Origin of the sequence: Duodenibacillus massiliensis, from assembly GCF_900128485.1 — a bacterium.
GTDB classification, from domain to species: domain Bacteria; phylum Pseudomonadota; class Gammaproteobacteria; order Burkholderiales; family Burkholderiaceae_F; genus Duodenibacillus; species Duodenibacillus massiliensis.
Window position 1 is genome coordinate 108,710 of sequence record NZ_LT635858.1, and the last position, 17,764, is coordinate 126,473.

The following is a 17,764-nucleotide window of genomic DNA, read 5'->3' on the forward strand; positions in this document are numbered from 1 at the left end:
CGTCCGTAAAAAAAGCGGCACGGGTTTTTAAGCCTCTGCCGCTTTTTCCACATCAGTGCAGCCGCCCCCAGTAGAAGGTAAGCGCCGTACTGCGACCGAAGGTTTGCCCGAGCACCATGTACATGGGCCCGATCCAGGTGTCCGCTCCCAAAAACACAGACCCCGCCAGCTTCCACTCGCGGCTTTCTTTCGCGTAAAACGCCGTGTCGTTATAGGCGCGCCCCACCTCGTAACTCATGCCGGCGTAAAGCGCGATGCCCTTTTCTTTTAAGGGCGTGGCAATCGAGCGCATGAGCATCACGCGGCCCAGGGCCATATGGTCGCCGGAAAACCGTCCGTAAGGCGACCCCGAGAGGTTGAAAACGCCGCCGAGCGTAAAGATCCCGGGAAGCGTTGATACGCCGTAGCGCCCGGAAAGAATCATGCTCCAGTCGTCGTTTAACACCACGGGCAGCACACCTTCCACCGTGTAGACCGTATCGTTTGTGCTGCGGCTGACGCCGTCGTTGACGTCCGGATTAAAAAGCCGGTGCACCTGCGCGTTTAACAAAAACCCGGAGCGCGGGAAGTTGACGTTATCCAAGGTATCGAAATTCACCTCGGCCCCGGCAAAAGGGGCGTTCGCCCGGTATTTAAGCCCCGGCGCGCCGATGTCGCGGTCGGCGTAAAGCCGCATGTAGCCTGCGGAAACCGATGCAGTACCGAGCCGGCCGAATTCGTAGCCAAGAGAGACGTCTGCCGTCACCTGCGTGTTGTTGTAGCGGGCATACGGAATGTCGTCCCCGTCGTTATCAGCATAGAGATCCACCCCGGTGCGCTCGGCTTCAATGCGCGGCAGCACATACCAGGGAGAGGCTGCCCCCAGAGGCTGATACCACTCGGTTTTGGCTCGCCGCGTCTCACCGAACTGCAGTTCGGTTCTCCACTCGGCTCCCCAGTCATTTAACCACCCCCAGGTGTGCGCAAGAATCACGTTGAAGCTGTGGGTGCGGTCGGCGTCAAACTGGACGTTGCCGCCGAAGCGCAGCACGGAATAACCCCAGCTTTTTTCATCGGGCTCAAAAACGAGAACCTCCGTATTGCGCGGCCCCGGCTCAAAGCGGTAGGGAACGCTTCTGAAGTCACCGTCAGCCCAGACGCGGCGCGCAGAGCGCGCCACATCTTCGTCGGTCACGGGTTTTGAGATATCGAGGTCAGCGTCACGAAGCACCGTTTCGGGATTAACGGTCTTAAGCCCCTCTACCCGCACTTCGGCGACATGATGCACGGCGTTGTCAGTGAGCCCCGCGAGCACCCGGGAGCGCCACTTTTGGTACTGTCCGGGAGACACCCGAAAGCGCTCAAGTTCAGCTCTGTGCTTCATCACGGCCTCATAGCCCGCGCGTTCAATCGCGTCAAAGGCATTGAAGTCGCCCGCCGTAAAGTTCGATAAGTCAGGCGTAATGAGAATGTCGCGGTCGGTGAGCGACGCAATCGACGCCCGTACGTTTTGCTCGGTGAGAATATTGACCATCTGCCCCATGATCCCGAAAACACTCTCGAGCTTCTCACGCCCGAATAAAGGAGTGCCGACATTGACGGCAATCACGCGCTCAGCGCCCATGGCACGGGCTTGATCCACGGGGAGGTTATCCGTGAGTCCCCCGTCCACCAAAAGCGCCTTACCGTAGGGAACCGGCGCAAAAGCGCCCGGAATCGACATCGAGGCACGCATGGCTTTGGAAAGCGTCACGCCCTCCTGTAAAACCACTTTGGCCCCCGTGACAAGGTCCGTTGCTACGCCCGCGAAGGGAATGGAAAGATCTGAGAGGTTATTGATGCGGCTCACGGGCTGCGTCACGCGCGCAAGGAATATATCGAGTTCCTGCGTGGGCATGACTTCTGCGGGAAACGAGACGCCATTTGCCGACACCCCGACCTCACCCGCACCGATTCCCGCAAGGTCATCGGCTTTTCTGCGCCAGGTAAGGCTCGGACGGTCGGCCCGGGGAGCAAACATCTTCGCCCAGTCCACTGCCTTTGTGACGCGCGCGATTTCCTCAGGCGTATAGCCCGCGGCAAAGCCGCCTCCGACCATCGCGCCCATGCTCGTTGCCGCCACCACGTCAATCTGGATACCGAGTTCCTCAAGCGCCCTTAATACGCCGATATGCGCAAAGCCACGGGCACCGCCCCCGGAGAGCACAAGCGCCGTTTTCGGAGGCTCCTCCCCGTCCGCGGCATAAGCCGCCTGCGCGGCACCTGCCGCAGCAAGCGTTAGTAGCAAAGTAAAAAACAGTCGGCGCATAACGGCAGAACAAAAAACGGACTCCAGGAAAGCGCATGATACCTCGGCACTGCCTCTTTTCTCAGAAAATCAAGGTGTTGACACCAAAAAGCGGGGTTATCGGCAACGATTCCTGTCCGTAAGCGCCGCCGCACGCGGAATTTGTGCGGGCGTGCTCTACAATGGCACTTTGAACGAGTGCCGCAGAAGACATTTCTTTTGTCGGCCCTTTTATGATGTTTTTTCGCTTCTGACGGGAAAAGGACTCTGCGCCCATGCCGATGATTGACATTAAAAACGTGAGCAAGTGGTACGGCTCATTTCAGGTTCTCAAGAACTGCTCGACGTCCGTGGAAAAAGGCGAAGTCGTGGTGGTCTGCGGACCGTCGGGTTCGGGTAAGTCCACGCTCATTAAAACCGTCAATGCCCTGGAACCCTTCCAGCAGGGCGAGATTTTTGTGGACGGCGTCAACGTCGGTGACCCGAAGACGGATCTGCCGAAACTGCGTGCGCACGTCGGCATGGTGTTTCAGCACTTTGAGCTTTTCCCGCATCTGACGATTATCGACAATCTGACGCTTGCGCAGATCAAGGTGCTCGGCCGCGGCCGCGAAGAAGCCACAGAAAAAGGCTTAAAGCTTCTGGACCGCGTGGGACTTTTAAAGCAGGCTCCGAAATTCCCCGGTCAGCTCTCGGGCGGCCAGCAGCAGCGCGTGGCAATTGCCCGGGCCCTTGCAATGGACCCGATCTGCATGCTTTTTGACGAACCGACCTCTGCGCTTGACCCGGAAATGATTAACGAAGTTCTGGACGTCATGGTGCAGCTTGCCGGTGAAGGCATGACGATGATGGTGGTGACGCACGAAATGGGCTTTGCCCGTAAGGTCGCTGACCGCGTGGTCTTTATGGAAGCGGGCCAGATTCTTGAAGACAGCACCAAGGAGCAGTTCTTTGAGGAACCGACGAGCGAGCGCGCCAAACAGTTCCTCTCCAAGATTCTCTCGCACTGAAAGAACCGCTGTTTCCTTCGTGCAAAAGCCCGCAGCCGCGGGCTTTTTTGTTGCCCGCGCTTTCTGTTTGTCTTTCTCATCAAGGAATCTACCTTCCCGCGGAAGTGCCCGTTGACATTGTCCAAATGTCCCGGGACACCCCGCACATAGACTCCCCGGCAAGAGATCTGAAGCAATGCAGGCTTTTTAAACCCTCTGCAACGCAACTCTCTCGGAAGATTTCATTCCAAGCAACAACCGCCAAGGAGAACTTTATGCCTAACATCTCGCGCCGCAGCATACTGGGAACAGCAGCCGCACTTATGGGGACCGCAGGCCTCGGAGCCGCGCAGGCCAAACCGGTCAGCGCTCCCGCAAAATATGATGAAACCACCGACGTAATCGTGATCGGTTCCGGATTTGCAGGCTTGCCGCCGCTTACGAGGCCGCCAATGCCGGCAAAAAGGTCATCGTGCTCGAAAAGATGCCGACCTTCGGCGGAAACTCCGTCATCAACGGCGGCGAAATGACAGCTGTCGGCGCACCCCAGCAGAAAGCCGCAGGAATCAAGGACAGCCTTGATCTTTGGTTGAAAGATACCGTTACTGCCGGCCTGGGGCTCAACCACATGGACAAGGCGAAGGAGCTTGCCGACAACATGATGGTCTGCTACGAGTGGCTGAAAAACGAAATGGGCGTCAAATTTAAACCCGTGATTACCCAGGACGGCGGCCATTCCGTCCCCCGTTCAGTGGTTGCGGATAACGGCTCCGGTTCCGGCTTTATCAACCCGATGCTTCAAAAGTGTGAACAAGCGGGCGTATCCCTGCTTGCGGCAGAACTGGCCGAAGGCAGTCTCGCTCATGATTTCCCTGGCAACAACTGCGCTGTGGGCTTGAAGGTAGGTCACTCCTTTAGGGAGCTTGAGGCTGGTCATGAGCTTGGGATTTCCTTTCTTGGGCAGCATGCCGCAACCTGCTTGCTCTCTGGCAATCCTGAGCCAGTACGAGATCGTTGATTTGCCGATCGAGTACTGCTCCACGGCTTCAGAGATACTGTTTTTCCAAAGTTACGGCTTCACCGCAAAATGCACCGGCGTGTTCCCGCTCTTTCTGACCACTTCAAGCGCTTCTTCAGAGAGTTTTCCGAGCGGCACCAAATCCGGGGAGTGCCGGAAAGGCCCCGTAAACACCGCAAGGTTTCCCCACGGGATGTAGTACGTAAGATCCCCTGCCGCAGGCGTTGTTTCCCGCGGCGCGGAGCCGAGGTTAAGCGCTTTTTTGAGATACGCAATACGCTCGACGGCGCCGAAGTTTTCAAACGTGACTTCCAGCGGAAGCCTGCGCATCAGGTCCCGGGCCGCATCGTTTTCAAGAAGTTCGACGGCGTAGCTTTTTTCGCCGACCGTCATTTCAATGACGGCGGCATCGGCCGCCGCTGCACCGGCCGTCACTGCGGCAACGAGTCCCATAACCGCTTTTTTCATTTTTTCTCTCCCGAAGGGCGTCATCCGGGAGAACGTTAACGGGAAAAAGCGGCCGATGACTGACAAGGCCCGTCAAAGTATTGCCCGAAACTCTTTTCAGGCGTTTCTAACGTTTTTCCACCCACCACATGACGGTCGCAGCCGCAATGAGCATGATTAAGGGCGGCAGCACCGCCATCGCCACCGGTGACCAGGTGTTGATCACCCCGAGGAAGGAAAAGATGTTGTTAAGCGCGTAAAACGTGATACCGATCATGAGACCCGCGAAGATCTTGATCGAAATGCCGCCCGAGCGGGCATTAAGGTAGGCAAAGGGCATCGAAACCGCGAGCATCACAAAAATGGCGAGCGGATAGAAAATACGCTTCCACATCGCCGTTTCATAGCGCTCGGTGGTCTGTCCGTTTTCCCGGAGGTAACCGATGTACTGCCAGAGAGCGCCGATCCCCATACGCTCAGGACGAATCGTGAGTACCCCCAGAAGGTCTGGCCGCATCTGCGTGGCAAGCAGAAAGTCCGCATGCCGGCGGATCCCGGCCTTTTCAATCATGGGGCTCTCGTCTTTGGCAAGTTTGGGCAGCGTCTCCACCGTCGCGTTTTTCAGATGCCACCCTTCACCGGTAATGTAATTGGCGCCTTCGGCGTGAATCACGCGCGTTAACGCGTTGTCCGGCGTAAATTCAAAAATACGCCAGGCACCGGTGCGCGAGCCCTTGCCTTCGGCAAGCAGGTTTCTCACGTTCACAAAGCGGGTCAGAAGGGGAGAACCCTGCGCGTCCTTCACGACGTCACGCACCCAGATACCCGAATCGTAGTCGTGGGACGACAAGGTGCTGCCGGAAACCTCCGAGCGCATTTCGTCTCTGAGCTTATAAGTCTCAGGCGCCACGAATTCGCCGATACCGTAGGTGACGACCGAAAGAATGATGCCGGAAACGGAGAGCATTGCCGCAAGGCGCACGGGCGAAAGGCCCGACACGCGCAGAATCGTGAATTCACTCGTTGCGGCCCAGCGGCTCAACGTGTAGACCGCGCCCACAAGTGCTGCCACGGGCATCACTTCGTAGATGCGGGTCGGGAGGTTTAACGCCGTAAAAATCAGGCCGTGAATAAGGTCGTAGCGGGTGCCGATGCGGCCCAGCTGGCGCACAAACTCAAAAAAGGCAAAAAGCGCCGTGAGCGCAAAAAGCACAAAAAGCGACGCAATCAGAACTTCTTTTGTCAGATGCCGGGCGATGACGCTCACTTTTCATCCCTCCCGATCCATTTGTAAGGAAGCTCCGTGAGCTTCAGAGGCAGCCACCGCACAAGCCACACGCGCCGTACAAAGAGCAGTGCCGTGAGCAGAAAGACGCCGCCGTTTAACGCAATCAGTCCCGTCACCCAGCTGATCTTGCCGCCTCTCACCCAGGTCTCCGCAATCGAAATACCGTTTAAGTAGAGAATAAAGATCAAAACGGCAATCACCATCGAAAGGCTTCGTCCGGCTCTGGGGTTCGTGTAGGAAAGCGGAATCGCGAGAAGCACGAGGTTTAATGCCGCCAGAGGCCAGCAGAGACGCCAGAGCAGTTCAGCGTTGGCGGCATTGGTGTTGATCGCCGTGAGCATCGCCACCGGCATCATGTCCACGCTCATGCTCGTAAGCGCCGTATCAGCCTTGACGCGGATCAGCATGTCGTAGCGCGCAAAATCCAAAACCTTCCAGGAGGCCCCTTTATCCGGATCCGTTTCATAGCGGCGGCCGTCAGAAAGCGCAATGTAGCGGTCACCGGCGTCGTTGGTGCGCACCGCGCCTTCGCCTGCGTGCACAATGATTTCCGCGCCGTCCTTGCGCTCACTCATGAAGACGTTGTGAATGCGCGAGCCGTCTTCGGCCGCGTCTTCAATGAAAAAGACGCGCTGTCCGCCCGCGGTTTCAATAAAGCGCCCGGGGGCGATGCGGTTGACGTCTTCTTTCTGCTGAAAGGCTTCGGTCGTGCGTTCAATCTGGCTTTTGGCCCAGGGAGTGAGCGCAATGGAGAGAATCCCCACAACGAGAATCATTGGAAGCGCAAAGCGCAGCACCGGGCGGATCCAGGAAAGAAGGCTCAGGCCCGCGGAGCTGAACCACACCACCATTTCGCTGTCCTGCCAGCTTCGCATGAGCACCATCAGTACGGCCATAAAAAGCGACAGGGCCACCAAAGGCGGGAGATTTACCAGGCTTGAATAGGCCACCAGTTCAAAAACGGTCGCCGAATCGACGCTGCCGTCAGCGGCCTCCCCCAGAATTTGGACGAGTCCGACCGTCAGTACGATGGAAAACAACACCGTAAAGACGCCGCCCGCGCTGTTGGCGAGCTCATTAACGAGTGAACGTCGGAAAATCATGAGTGGACCCGGTCCGGGGGCAAATGAAAGTTAAGCCTGATTCGACCGATTTTAGTTTAAGAACCCGACAAACTGCAGCGGCAAAACACAGAAAAAGCGTTGCTGCTTTTGTCCGTATTCTGCCGCCCGTGTCTGTCGCGCCGATTAAGCGGGAATCTCTTCCGGATCCTTTTTCTGATACCAGAAATGAAGCACCGCGGTTGCAACCAAAAGGCACAGAAGCGCCGCGGAGAAGCTCCAGAGAAGGCTGCCCCCGGAAATGCCGGCCACAAGGTACCCTATACCGGCACACACGGCAACAAGGATTGAGTACGGCAGTTGCGTTGCCACATGCGAAATATGCGTGCAGCGGCTGCCCGCTGAGGACAGAATCGTGGTATCGGAAATGGGCGAACAGTGATCACCGAAGACCGAGCCCGCAAGCGTGGCGGAAAGCACCACCACCGTGAGGTTGGGATCAAGAGCCTGCACAATCGGCACTACGATGGGGATGAGGATACCGAAGGTACCCCAAGCCGTGCCCATTGAGAAGGAAAGAAACGCCGCAATCGCAAAGACAATCACCGGCAGGAACATCGCGCTCATGCCGGAACTTGTGACGATGGACTGCATGAACTGCGGGGTGCTCAAAAGTTCACGGCACACACCCGAAAGGGTCCAGGCAAGAATCAGGATGATGTTGGCAGGCAACATGATCTTCATGCCTTCAACGCTGCCGTTAAAGAAGTCGGCAAAGGAAAGAAGCCGGCGCGGCACGAAAAGAAGCAGTGCCACGACCATGGCGCCGAAGGAAGCCCACACAAGCGACATCGAGGCCGAGGAATTGCCGATTGCCGCCATAAAGGTGTGGTACTTCGCGTCTTCACCCCAGTAGCCGCCGGAATACATAAGCGACAGGACGGAGAAAACAATGAGGGCAACCAGCGGGATAAGCATGTCCCAGACCGTGCCGCGGGGGTTGCTTTTCACCTCACGGTCGACTTCCTGCACGCCTTCTTCGGAGAGTTCCTGATCCCTCTGAGCATTGATTTCAGCTCGGCGCATGGGCCCAAAGTCGTAACTTGTGAGGCAGATAAAGACCACGAGAATAAGGCACAGCAGCGCATAGAAGTTCCACGGAATAGTGGCGACAAACGCGCCCAGTTCGCTTTCAAACGCACCGGTGTCTTTCAAAGACGACCCCACGGCCGCCGCCCACGAGGAAATGGGCGCAATGATGCAGATGGGGGCCGCCGTACTGTCGATGATGTACGCAAGCTTTTCGCGGCTGATGCGGTAAAGGTCCGTCAAGGGCCGCATGACGGTACCGACCGTGAGGCAGTTAAAGTAGTCGTCGATAAAGATCGTAAGGCCCAGACCACCCGTTGCGAGCAACGTTGAGCGGCGGCCCTTGATGAGCTTAACCGCCGCCTTACCGTAGGCTTTGGTGCCGCCCGCCATCGTGATCACGTAAACGAGCGCCCCCAGAAGCGAACAGAAGATGATGATGTTGAAGTCGAGCTTCTGGGCCATCATCTTGAAGGCGACTTCCGTTGTCCCCATCACGATGTTGCCACCCGTACCCACCGCGTAGATGAGCGTACCGGTAAAGATACCCACAAGGAGCGAAGAAAACACTTCCTTCGTCATGAGCGCCAAGCCGATAGCGACGATCGGCGGGATGATGGAAAGCCATTCAGCGGCATAGGGTTGCATAGTGTTGTTTCCCGTGTGTTACTGTGGAGAAACGCGGCCGTGTCATGCCGCTTCTTCTTTGGTTTTATCGAATTCTTCAAAAAGCCGGCGCAGTTTAAAGGACGCGGCTTTACGCAGAAGCGCTTCACGCGTTTCCGTGCGCCGGGGGTTGGTGACGATCACCTCGGGCATCGGGCAGAGCCTTCTGCAGTGCGGCCCTTCGGAGTCCTCGGCGCATTCCGTACAGCGCCCCGCGCGGATCCAGAAGTTGCCGTCCTCTTCGCAGATTGCCTGATGCGGGCATTCGGGCAGGCATACGCCGCAGCCGATGCATTCGTCGGTGATCATCAGAGCCATCAGTGTGCACCCCGCAGATGAGCTGCCTTACGCGCGAGCGCCTCGGCAACAGCCGGTACCACGCACTCCGTGACGTCGCCCCCTAATAGCGCGATTTCACGCACGAGCGTGCCGCTCACGTACTGCAGCTCGGCGCTCGGCGTCAGAAACACCGTTTCAGCTTCAGGCACGAGGTGCCGGTTCATCATCGCCATCTGCAGCTCGTACTCAAAGTCCGTCGCCGCCCGGGAGCTTCTCACGATGACCTGCGCGCTTTTGCGCGCCACAAACCGGCAGAGCAGATCATCAAACCCTTCGACCGCCACGTTGGCGAGGTCCGCGCACTGAAGCCGCGCGAGTTCCACCCGCTCCTCAAGCGTAAAAAGCGGTTTTTTCTTGGGACTGGCGGCCACAGCCACCGTCACAAAATCAAATAGCCGTGCAGCCCGGCGCACCATATCGAGGTGCCCGAGCGTCATCGGATCAAACGTTCCCGGATAAACGGCCTGGATCATCACGGACAAAAATCAAAAGACAAGATTATGAATTTTAACGGAAATTTTGCTGTGCAAGCAAATAAAAGACAGCCCCCGCACGGCCCCGGCGCACCGAGGCAAATCCTTGATCCTGAAGCTTTTCTTCACTAATCTCCCGGTCGCTTTCCACGTAGACAACCGCCTTGTCCGTGAGTCTGGGCTTGACTGCCGAGAGCGCCTCAGCCTGCAGGCTCTCGGCAAACGGAGGATCGATAAAGACAATGTCAAAAGTCTCATTTGTACTTCCGACATAGGAAAAAACGTCCCCGCAGACGACGTTAACCGTCCCGGTTGCGCCGAGTTTTTCCACGACCGCGCGGATCTGCGCCGCGCTTTTGCGGTTTAATTCCGTGCAGACAACACGCCGTGCGCCGCGGCTTGCGGCTTCAAGACCCATGGCGCCGCTTCCCGCAAACATATCGAGCACCGTGAGGTCTTCGATCGTGCCCCCTGAAAGGTGCATGAGCCAGTCAAAGACGGTTTCTCTCACGCGGTCGGGGGTGGGCCGCAGGCCCTCGCGATCCTGCACCGCCAGGGGCGTACGCTTGAAGCGCCCTCCGATGATGCGCACGGCCCCCACACTCTTAGCCCCGGTTGCTAAACTAACCCTTTGGGCGGGCTTAACGCCCCGTCCCGACGACTGATTTTCCGAACCCGCTTTTCTCCCGTGAGAGTGAAGCGCCGGTTCTTTTTTTCCCGCACGAGCCATGGGTTTCTTTTCTCGCTTAAAACAGGGTTTGGAGCGCACGCGCATCAATCTGGCCGGTCTTTTTTCCGGCGCCGTGATTGACGAAGATTTCTTTGAAGAGCTCGAAACCTCACTGATTGCCGCCGATATCGGCGTTGAAAGCACGAATCTTATCTTAGAGCGGCTGCGCGACACGGTAAAACTCAGGGGCCTTAAAACCCCGGAAGAGGTGCGCCTTGCGCTGCGCGATGAAATTAAGCGCATCCTCCTACCCGCGCAAAAGCCGCTTGACGTAAACCGCACCAAGCCCTTCGTGATGATGATGGCGGGCGTTAACGGTGCCGGTAAAACCACCACAATCGGCAAGATTGCCAAGTGGCTTGCCGCCGACAATAAGACCGTGCTTTTGGCCGCTGCCGATACGTTTCGGGCCGCCGCGCGCGAGCAGCTTGCGGTCTGGGGCGAGCGCAACCGCATTGACGTCGTGAGCCAGACCGGGGGCGATCCCGCGGCCGTTGTCTTTGACGCCGTGAGTGCCGGCAAGGCCCGCGGGCTTGACGTGGTGATTGCGGACACCGCAGGACGCCTTCCCACGCAGACAAACCTCATGGAAGAGCTCGGGCGCATCCGCCGAGCGCAGGGTAAAGCCCTTGAAGGCGCGCCCCACGAGGTAATCCTCGTGGTGGACGGCACCAACGGACAAAATGCCCTGGCGCAGGTCAAAGCCTTTGACGCCTTTGCGCAGCTCACGGGCCTTATTGTCACCAAGCTTGACGGCACCGCCAAAGGCGGCGTTCTTGTGGCAATCACCGCAAGCCGAGGCGACAGGCCGCTTCCGATATATTTTGTCGGCGTGGGTGAAAAGATTGACGATCTGCAGCCATTTAACGCCGAGGCTTTTGCCGATGCCTTGGTGGGTATCGAGCACGAATAACCGGTAAAAAACGCTTTTTCGCAACTACTCCTTCTCGGGACGAGACACGATGACGGCAACGGAAAAACCTTTGCTTTTGGGTGCAGTGGATCTGGGCAGCAACAGCTTTCGCGTTGAAGTCGGCCGGGTTGTCGACGATCAGATTCTCACGGAAAGCTACTGGAAGGAAACCGTGCGGCTTGCCGCAGGCTTTGACGAGAAGGGGTTTCTGACGGAAGAAGCGCAAAAGCGCGCCTTGAATGCCCTCTCCCGCTTTAAGGAAAAACTCGCGGGCGTTGATCCCAAGTACATCCGTGCTGTGGGCACGCAGGCGCTGCGCGTTGCGAAAAATTCCGACGAATTTCTTCCCAAGGCCGAAGCCGCTTTAGGCCACCCCATCGAAATCATCGCGGGCCGCGAAGAGGCGCGCCTCGTGTTTTCTGGCTGCGCGCATACGCTCCCGTCTTCCCCCGAGAAGCGTCTGGTTGTCGACATCGGCGGCGCCTCCACGGAACTCATCATCGGCCGCGGGTACCTGCCCAAACAGTGCGAATCGTTTCACGTGGGCTGCGTCAACACCTCGGTTCAGTTCTTTAAAGACGGCAAAATCACGGCAAAAGAGTTTAAAGCCGCGCAACTTTCAGCTCAGGCCGAATTTGAAGAAGCGCACCAGGAGTTCAGCCACCGTCAGTGGGATGCCGCCTACGGCAGCGCAGGCACGATCGGTGCCGTCGCTGACATCGGCACGGCCTTAGGCCTTACAAACGGCGTTGTGACGCCCGCGCTTTTAAAGTACCTCAGAGACGAACTCATCAGCTCGGGCGAAATCCGCCGCATCAAGCTCGCGGGCCTCAAAGAAGACCGCCGCGAGGTGATTGCGGGCGGCATCGCTGTTTTAACCGCCGTTTTCGAAACCTTCGGCATCAAGGAGATGCGGCCGGCTTCAGGCGCCCTGCGCGTGGGGCTTCTTTACGACATTTTGGGGCGCAAGAGCCAGCACGACGTGCGTGACGCCACCGTTACGGCGATTCTTAAACGCACGAACGTCGATAAGCAGCAGGCCGCGCGCGTGGCGGCGCTTTCCGACAAGTTTTTCCAGGCTTTGTCTGACGGCAACCCTGATCCGGCGCGCAGGAAACTGCTGCAGTGGGCAGCGATGCTGCACGAAACCGGCAAGATGATCAGCCCGAGCGGCTACCACCGTCACAGCGAATACATTCTGAAAAATTCGGACCTTCCGGGCTTTTCCCGGTCGGATCAGTCCGATATGGCGGCAATTGTCCTCTCGCAGCGCGGCAACCTCAAAAAGGTGGAAAGCTGCCTTAAGGACCCGATGCTCATGCGCATGATCTGCGCGATCCGCCTTGCGGTCATCTTTGCGCATGCCCGCCGCACAGTGCGGCTTCCGGCCTGGACACTCAAAGCCGACGGGAAAACGATTGAATTTGCGCTTGACAGTGCGTGGCTTACGAAGCACCCCCTTACCGAGTATCTGCTTCATGCCGAAGAAGATGTCTGGGACAAGATGGACATTGACTTTCGTTTTGAGCGCAAAAACTTTAAAGCCGACACATCGGCCGGAGACTGACCGTGGCCGGAACACCGCTTATTGAACTCACCAACGTTGCCGTCGACTTTGACGGCAAGCGCCGCGTCTCGGGGATCACGTTTTCCGTAAACCGCGGCCAGTTCATTTACCTCACCGGTCCCACCGGAAGCGGTAAGTCGCTTGTTTTAAAACTGATTGCCGGGCTTTTAAAGCCCTCGGCCGGCGAAGTGCGCATCGGGGGCGACCTCGTCAACAACTTCACCGAAAACCAAAAGATGTGGATGCGCCGCTCGATGGGCATCATGCTTCCGGACGGCGTGCTTTTAAGAGACCGCTCGGTGATTGATAACGTCATGCTTCCGGCGCTGGCCGCGGACGAATCCTACCGCGAGGCACGCATCCGGGCCCGTCACGCGCTGCAGAAGTGCCGCATTGAGGATCTTGCGGACCTCTACCCCGCGGAACTCTCCTCGGGGCAGCGCCAGATGGCGTGCCTGGCGCGCGCTGTTGTGAACGACCCCGTGATGATTCTCGCGGATGAACCGGCGGCGCACTTAGACCTCACAAACGCCCAGGAACTCATGAACCTTCTGGGGTCCTTCTCGCTCGGAACGGTCTCGGTGATTGTCGCTTCGCACCTGCAGCTGCTCCCTGCGAACGTCTCGCACAAAACCATTTACCTCGGCGACGGTCCCGTGACCTATGAGGACGACGAAGATGAGGAGGGCGCGTCGTGCGGTTACTGACACACATCTACTGGACGATCAGCCAGACGCTGCTCGGCATCCGCGTCAACAAGGGCCCCTTCATGCTCGCCGTGACGCTTGCGGCACTGGCGCTCACCATTCCGATTTTCATCATCAGCGTCATGGTGTGCCTTAACGACACCGTAATCAACGTGCCGATGAATACGGAGATCACGGCCTTTACCGAGCGCTCTGCTGGCCCCAATACCGTCAAAGACCTCTCGCAGAAAATCAACCGGCTTCCGGGCGTCACTTCCGTGCGCATTATCCCCAAGGATGATGCGCTCAAGATGGTCAATAAAAGCCTCGGTCTGCAGTCAAAGCGCTCGGCAAACAACCCCTTGCCTGACATCATCGTTGCAACGCTCGGGAACAACGTCACCGAAAAAGACACGGAAGCGCTCGCTGCTTCCATGGAAAAACTTGAGGGCATTGAGTCGACCGCCTTTGATGACCGCTGGGCGAGTTACCTCGCGCGCCTTAAGGCCGCGCTGTACGTCACGCTCGGGATTCTTGCGTCCGTCATTCTGATTCTCGTGATTCTGGTGGTGATGTCTTCGGTGAGGATGACAACGGCCGCGCAGCGCGAAGAGCTCCTTGACCTTCACATCTTCGGCGCGAGCCGCGGGTTTGCCACGGCGCCCTACGCCTGCCGAGGGCTTTTAACGCTCGTATTTGCCGCCGCGATTTCGCTCGGGATCACCTGGATCGGCATCAGCATTCTCTCGCAGCCCGCGGCGGACTTTGCGTCGCTTTACGGCGTTAATCTGACCCTCAGACTCATCAGCACCGACTGGTGCCTCGTGTACCTCGGAGCCGCCGCCCTGGTGGGCGCCGGCATCGGCCGCTACACCGCCGGTGACGCCTTAAGAAAGCTGCAGAAGTTCGGCTTCTGACTTTACCCTGTATCAGCCTTCGCTCAGATGTTTTGCGACCGTCAAAGGCTGATACCAGCCGCCGCGGCAATAACACATAATCCGAACTTTCCGGATCGGCACGTCAAATGCCGTTCTTTTGTCCCTTTTGGAGGTGGGTCAATTTTTATGTCGTTTTGAGGGTCAATTCTTATGTCGCTTGACATGTAGTTGCTTGATTTTTTTACCCACAACTATGCACGAAGAGCCTTTTGAGTACACTTGCGGCCGGGTTGAGTTTTTGCATCCGGCTGTGTCGCCCCAAACTCCTTGGGATGTAAGGCACAGTACCCCCCAGCGCCGCTTTGTCAAGGGTGGGAGTCCATAAAAATTCAGCCGCTGTTGCATAAAAAACCACGCGTCAGACGGTTGCGTTTTCAAACCTTCGTGACGCCGGCCCAACACTGAAGCCAAGGCCGCATCAGTTGCCCGGTTCAAAGACGCGGCGCTTCACATCTTTGCCGTTTTTCTGAAACACAATCAGCAACACCACCGCGAAAATTTGCCCCGCCTTCGGTGCTAGCATCCCAACACCAAAGTAATCCCATTAAGTCGTCCCGTAAGCCGTGCCAGAAACCGTTTCCGACAAGAAAAAAGCCGCACAATCCGCGCCGAAACTGCCGGCCGTTCGGGCCTCTTCGGCTGTTGCGCTTAAAAAGCCGCAGGCGCTTGTTGCGCGCCCTGATGTGAAGGGCTCTGTCGTCCCGTACAAAAAGCCCGCGGAAAACCTGCCGGCGGTGGTGCCGACGGCCTTGGGCGACTTAGATGCCTTCATCCGTGCCGCAAACGCTGCGCCACTTTTAACCGCTGAAGAGGAAAAAAACTACGCGGTGGCGCTCAGAGACAAAGGCGACCTTCAGGCCGCGCAGGCGCTCGTTGTAAGCCACCTGCGCCTTGTGATTTCCATTGCGCGCGGGTATCTGGGCTATGGGCTGCCGCACGCCGACCTCATTCAGGAAGGCAATATCGGGCTCATGAAGGCGATCAAACACTTTGATCCCGACCGCGGTGTGCGGCTCATGACCTTTGCCGTGCACTGGATCCGCGCGGAAATCCAGGACTATGTCGTCAGAAACTGGCGTCTGGTGAAACTTGCGACCACCAAAAATCAGCGAAAGCTCTTTTTTAACCTGCGTCAGATGAAGGAAAGCGACAAGTCGCTGACACTGGATCAGGCCAAGAAAATCGCAACGGAGCTCGACGTTAAGCCCGAAGAAGTGCTTGACATGGAAGAGCGCATGACAGGGGGCGACACCTCCATTGACGGGCCCGTAAACGACGATGATGACAATCCGACGTTTTCCCCGATTGACTGGCTCTCGCGCGACGAAGACGGTCCGATGCATACGCTCGAAAACCAAAGCCGCGAGAAAATGTCACGGGAAGGGCTGCAAAAGGCTCTTAATGCGCTTGATTCCCGCTCGCGGCGCGTCATTGAAGCGCGGTGGCTCACCGGCGATGAAGAAGACGGCACTAAACCCCTGACGCTTCAGGAACTTGCCGCTGAACTCGGTGTCTCCGCCGAGCGCGTCCGGCAGATTGAAAAGAAAGCACTCGTTACAATGCGACAGGCGCTCACCGATGAGCGCGACGACATCATTGACGGCAATTAAACGCCGCAGCAGGTTCACTCTTTTTTCAATCATGTATCACGTTGTTTTAGTGCATCCGGAGATTCCGCCCAATACCGGCAACATCATCCGGCTGTGCGCCAATACCGGAAGCAAACTGCACCTTATTAAGCCCCTCGGGTTTTCCGTGGACGACAAGCACCTTGTGAGAGCGGGGCTCGACTACCACGAGATGACAACGCTTACGGTTTACGAAAACTGGGATGACTTTCTCGCACGAGAAAACCCGGACCGCACCCGCATGTTTGCGATGACAACCAAGGGCTCTTCCGTCTTTTCCACGATGCATTTTCAAAACGGCGACTGGCTTGTTTTCGGCAGTGAAGGTAAGGGGCTTCCTGACGCCGTCCGTGATTTTTTCCCGGCTTCGCAGCGTATCCGCCTTCCGATGTTTCCCGACAACCGCTCGTTAAACCTCAGTAACGCCGTGGCCGTCACCGTCTTTGAGGCCTGGCGCCAAAACGGCTACGCGGGAGGCATTTAGCAAAAACGGGAGCCCTGCTCCCGTCTTTGTCTGAAACATCCGAAGTTTTCTCAGACCGTCATCACCAGATTGTCGCGGTGGATGAATTCGGGCTGCGCGCAATAGCCCAGAACCCCTTCGATTTCTTCGGTGTGTTTGCCCTTAATCATCCGGATTTCAGACGAGGCGTAATTTGCAAGCCCCCGCGCAATTTCCACGCCCTTTTCATCCGTGCAGGCCACGACGTCACCGCGGACAAAGTCGCCCTCCACGGCCTTAACGCCCACAGGCAGCAGACTTGTTTTGCGTTTAAGCAGCGCCGCCGCGGCACCGGCGTCCAGAATCACACGGCCTTCGCACCTCAGGTGATCCGCAAGCCACTGGCTTCTTGCGTGCATCGGCGCCTGCCGGGGACTTAATTCCGTGCCGATGGCTTCACCTTGAGAGAGCCGGATCAAGACATCTTTTTCCCGCCCCGAAGCAATGATGGTCGCGGCGCCCGAGCGTGCCGCGCGCTTGGCCGCGAGAATCTTTGTGATCATGCCGCCCTTAGAGAGCGTACTTGCCGCGCCGCCCGCCATTTTTTCCAGGGCCGGGTCACCCGCCACAGCCTGCGCCACAAATTCGGCGGTCGGATCCTTGCGGGGATCGGCCGTATAAAGACCCTTTTGATCCGTGAGAATCACAAAGGCATCGGCTTCAACGAGGTTTGTGACAAGGGCGCCCAACGTGTCGTTGTCGCCCACCTTGATTTCATCGGTGACGACCGTGTCATTTTCGTTGATGATCGGCACGCACCCCAGACGCAGGATTTCAATCAGGGTATCCCGGGCATTGAGGTAGCGCTCGCGGTCCGCAAGATCAGCGTGCGTAAGCAGAATCTGCGCTGTTTTGATGCCGTGCCCGGCAAAGCGCGTCTCATAGGCCTGCACCAGCCCCATTTGGCCCACGGCCGCCGCAGCCTGCAGTTCAAAAAGGCGCTTGGGGCGGGACTTCCAGCCAAGCCTTAAGACGCCTTCGGCAATGGCGCCGGAACTCACAAGCAACACTTCTTTGCCGGCCTTTTGCAGCGCGGCAATCTGCGTGGCCCACCGGGCAATGGCTTCAAAGTCAAGACCCCGGCCGTCGTTTGTGACAAGGGCGCTTCCGACCTTCACAACCACGCGGTGCGCATTTTTAAGCACGGATTCCGTCATAGCCGGC

At 57.7% G+C, this 17,764-nt stretch carries 17 protein-coding genes; 8 read left to right on the forward strand and 9 right to left on the reverse strand.

Annotated features, from left to right (window positions below):
• Positions 1-52: 52 nt before the first annotated feature.
• A complete protein-coding gene (locus BQ7486_RS02700; protein WP_074008871.1) occupies positions 53-2,287 on the reverse strand; it encodes a patatin-like phospholipase family protein in 2,235 nt (744 codons plus the stop codon).
• Between the two features lie 260 nt (positions 2,288-2,547).
• Here BQ7486_RS02700 and BQ7486_RS02710 point away from each other — a divergent pair, with 260 nt between their 5' ends.
• A complete protein-coding gene (locus BQ7486_RS02710; RefSeq protein ID WP_074008908.1) occupies positions 2,548-3,276 on the forward strand; it encodes an amino acid ABC transporter ATP-binding protein in 729 nt (242 codons plus the stop codon).
• Positions 3,277-3,673: 397 nt separating this feature from the next.
• Positions 3,674-4,273 (forward strand): FAD-binding protein, encoded by a 600-nt coding sequence (locus tag BQ7486_RS02715; protein ID WP_420865527.1) that lies wholly within the window; start codon positions 3,674-3,676, stop codon positions 4,271-4,273.
• 51 nt (positions 4,274-4,324) lie between these two features.
• Here BQ7486_RS02715 and BQ7486_RS02720 read toward each other — a convergent pair whose 3' ends face one another.
• The 7 genes from BQ7486_RS02720 to rsmD all read right to left on the reverse strand — a co-directional run bounded on the left by BQ7486_RS02720 (position 4,325) and on the right by rsmD (position 10,366).
• Positions 4,325-4,741 carry a cyclophilin-like fold protein gene (locus BQ7486_RS02720; RefSeq protein WP_074008909.1) on the reverse strand — a complete coding sequence of 139 codons (417 nt, stop codon included), beginning with the start codon at positions 4,739-4,741 and terminating at the stop codon, positions 4,325-4,327.
• A 106-nt stretch (positions 4,742-4,847) separates the two neighbouring features.
• A complete protein-coding gene (lptG, locus tag BQ7486_RS02725) occupies positions 4,848-5,987 on the reverse strand; it encodes an LPS export ABC transporter permease LptG (protein WP_074008874.1) in 1,140 nt (379 codons plus the stop codon).
• Entirely contained in the window at positions 5,984-7,111 is a 1,128-nt protein-coding gene (gene lptF, locus BQ7486_RS02730; protein ID WP_074008875.1) for an LPS export ABC transporter permease LptF, read from the reverse strand. Before lptF ends, lptG begins: the two co-directional genes overlap by 4 nt.
• Positions 7,112-7,255: 144 nt before the next feature.
• Positions 7,256-8,806, reverse strand: coding sequence for a Na+/H+ antiporter NhaC family protein (locus BQ7486_RS02735; RefSeq protein WP_022373048.1), 1,551 nt, complete (start codon positions 8,804-8,806; stop codon positions 7,256-7,258).
• A 42-nt stretch (positions 8,807-8,848) separates the two neighbouring features.
• Positions 8,849-9,142 carry a YfhL family 4Fe-4S dicluster ferredoxin gene (locus tag BQ7486_RS02740; protein WP_074008876.1) on the reverse strand — a complete coding sequence of 98 codons (294 nt, stop codon included), beginning with the start codon at positions 9,140-9,142 and terminating at the stop codon, positions 8,849-8,851.
• A complete protein-coding gene (gene coaD, locus BQ7486_RS02745; RefSeq protein ID WP_022373050.1) occupies positions 9,142-9,636 on the reverse strand; it encodes a pantetheine-phosphate adenylyltransferase in 495 nt (164 codons plus the stop codon). The genes BQ7486_RS02740 and coaD overlap by 1 nt, the downstream gene beginning before the upstream one ends.
• 34 nt (positions 9,637-9,670) lie before the next feature.
• Positions 9,671-10,366 (reverse strand): 16S rRNA (guanine(966)-N(2))-methyltransferase RsmD, encoded by a 696-nt coding sequence (rsmD, locus tag BQ7486_RS02750; protein ID WP_074008877.1) that lies wholly within the window; start codon positions 10,364-10,366, stop codon positions 9,671-9,673.
• Between rsmD and ftsY the strand changes: the two genes are divergently transcribed.
• The 6 genes from ftsY to trmL all read left to right on the forward strand — a co-directional run bounded on the left by ftsY (position 10,365) and on the right by trmL (position 16,582).
• Entirely contained in the window at positions 10,365-11,279 is a 915-nt protein-coding gene (gene ftsY, locus BQ7486_RS02755; RefSeq protein ID WP_074008878.1) for a signal recognition particle-docking protein FtsY, read from the forward strand. The genes rsmD and ftsY overlap by 2 nt on opposite strands.
• A gap of 49 nt (positions 11,280-11,328) precedes the next feature.
• The gene (locus tag BQ7486_RS02760) at positions 11,329-12,846 is read left to right on the forward strand and encodes a Ppx/GppA phosphatase family protein (RefSeq protein WP_022373053.1); all 1,518 of its coding nucleotides are present in this window, start codon (positions 11,329-11,331) and stop codon (positions 12,844-12,846) included.
• Positions 12,847-12,848: 2 nt separating this feature from the next.
• The gene (locus tag BQ7486_RS02765) at positions 12,849-13,553 is read left to right on the forward strand and encodes a cell division ATP-binding protein FtsE (RefSeq protein WP_022373054.1); all 705 of its coding nucleotides are present in this window, start codon (positions 12,849-12,851) and stop codon (positions 13,551-13,553) included.
• Positions 13,541-14,449 (forward strand): cell division protein FtsX, encoded by a 909-nt coding sequence (locus BQ7486_RS02770; protein WP_074008879.1) that lies wholly within the window; start codon positions 13,541-13,543, stop codon positions 14,447-14,449. The genes BQ7486_RS02765 and BQ7486_RS02770 overlap by 13 nt, the downstream gene beginning before the upstream one ends.
• A 584-nt stretch (positions 14,450-15,033) precedes the next feature.
• Positions 15,034-16,080, forward strand: coding sequence for an RNA polymerase sigma factor RpoH (gene rpoH, locus BQ7486_RS02775; protein WP_022372760.1), 1,047 nt, complete (start codon positions 15,034-15,036; stop codon positions 16,078-16,080).
• Between the two features lie 31 nt (positions 16,081-16,111).
• Entirely contained in the window at positions 16,112-16,582 is a 471-nt protein-coding gene (gene trmL / locus BQ7486_RS02780) for a tRNA (uridine(34)/cytosine(34)/5-carboxymethylaminomethyluridine(34)-2'-O)-methyltransferase TrmL (protein WP_074008880.1), read from the forward strand.
• Between the two features lie 50 nt (positions 16,583-16,632).
• Here the strand turns inward: trmL and proB are convergent, their stop codons facing one another.
• Positions 16,633-17,757, reverse strand: coding sequence for a glutamate 5-kinase (proB, locus tag BQ7486_RS02785; protein WP_074008881.1), 1,125 nt, complete (start codon positions 17,755-17,757; stop codon positions 16,633-16,635).
• Positions 17,758-17,764 lie beyond the last annotated feature (7 nt).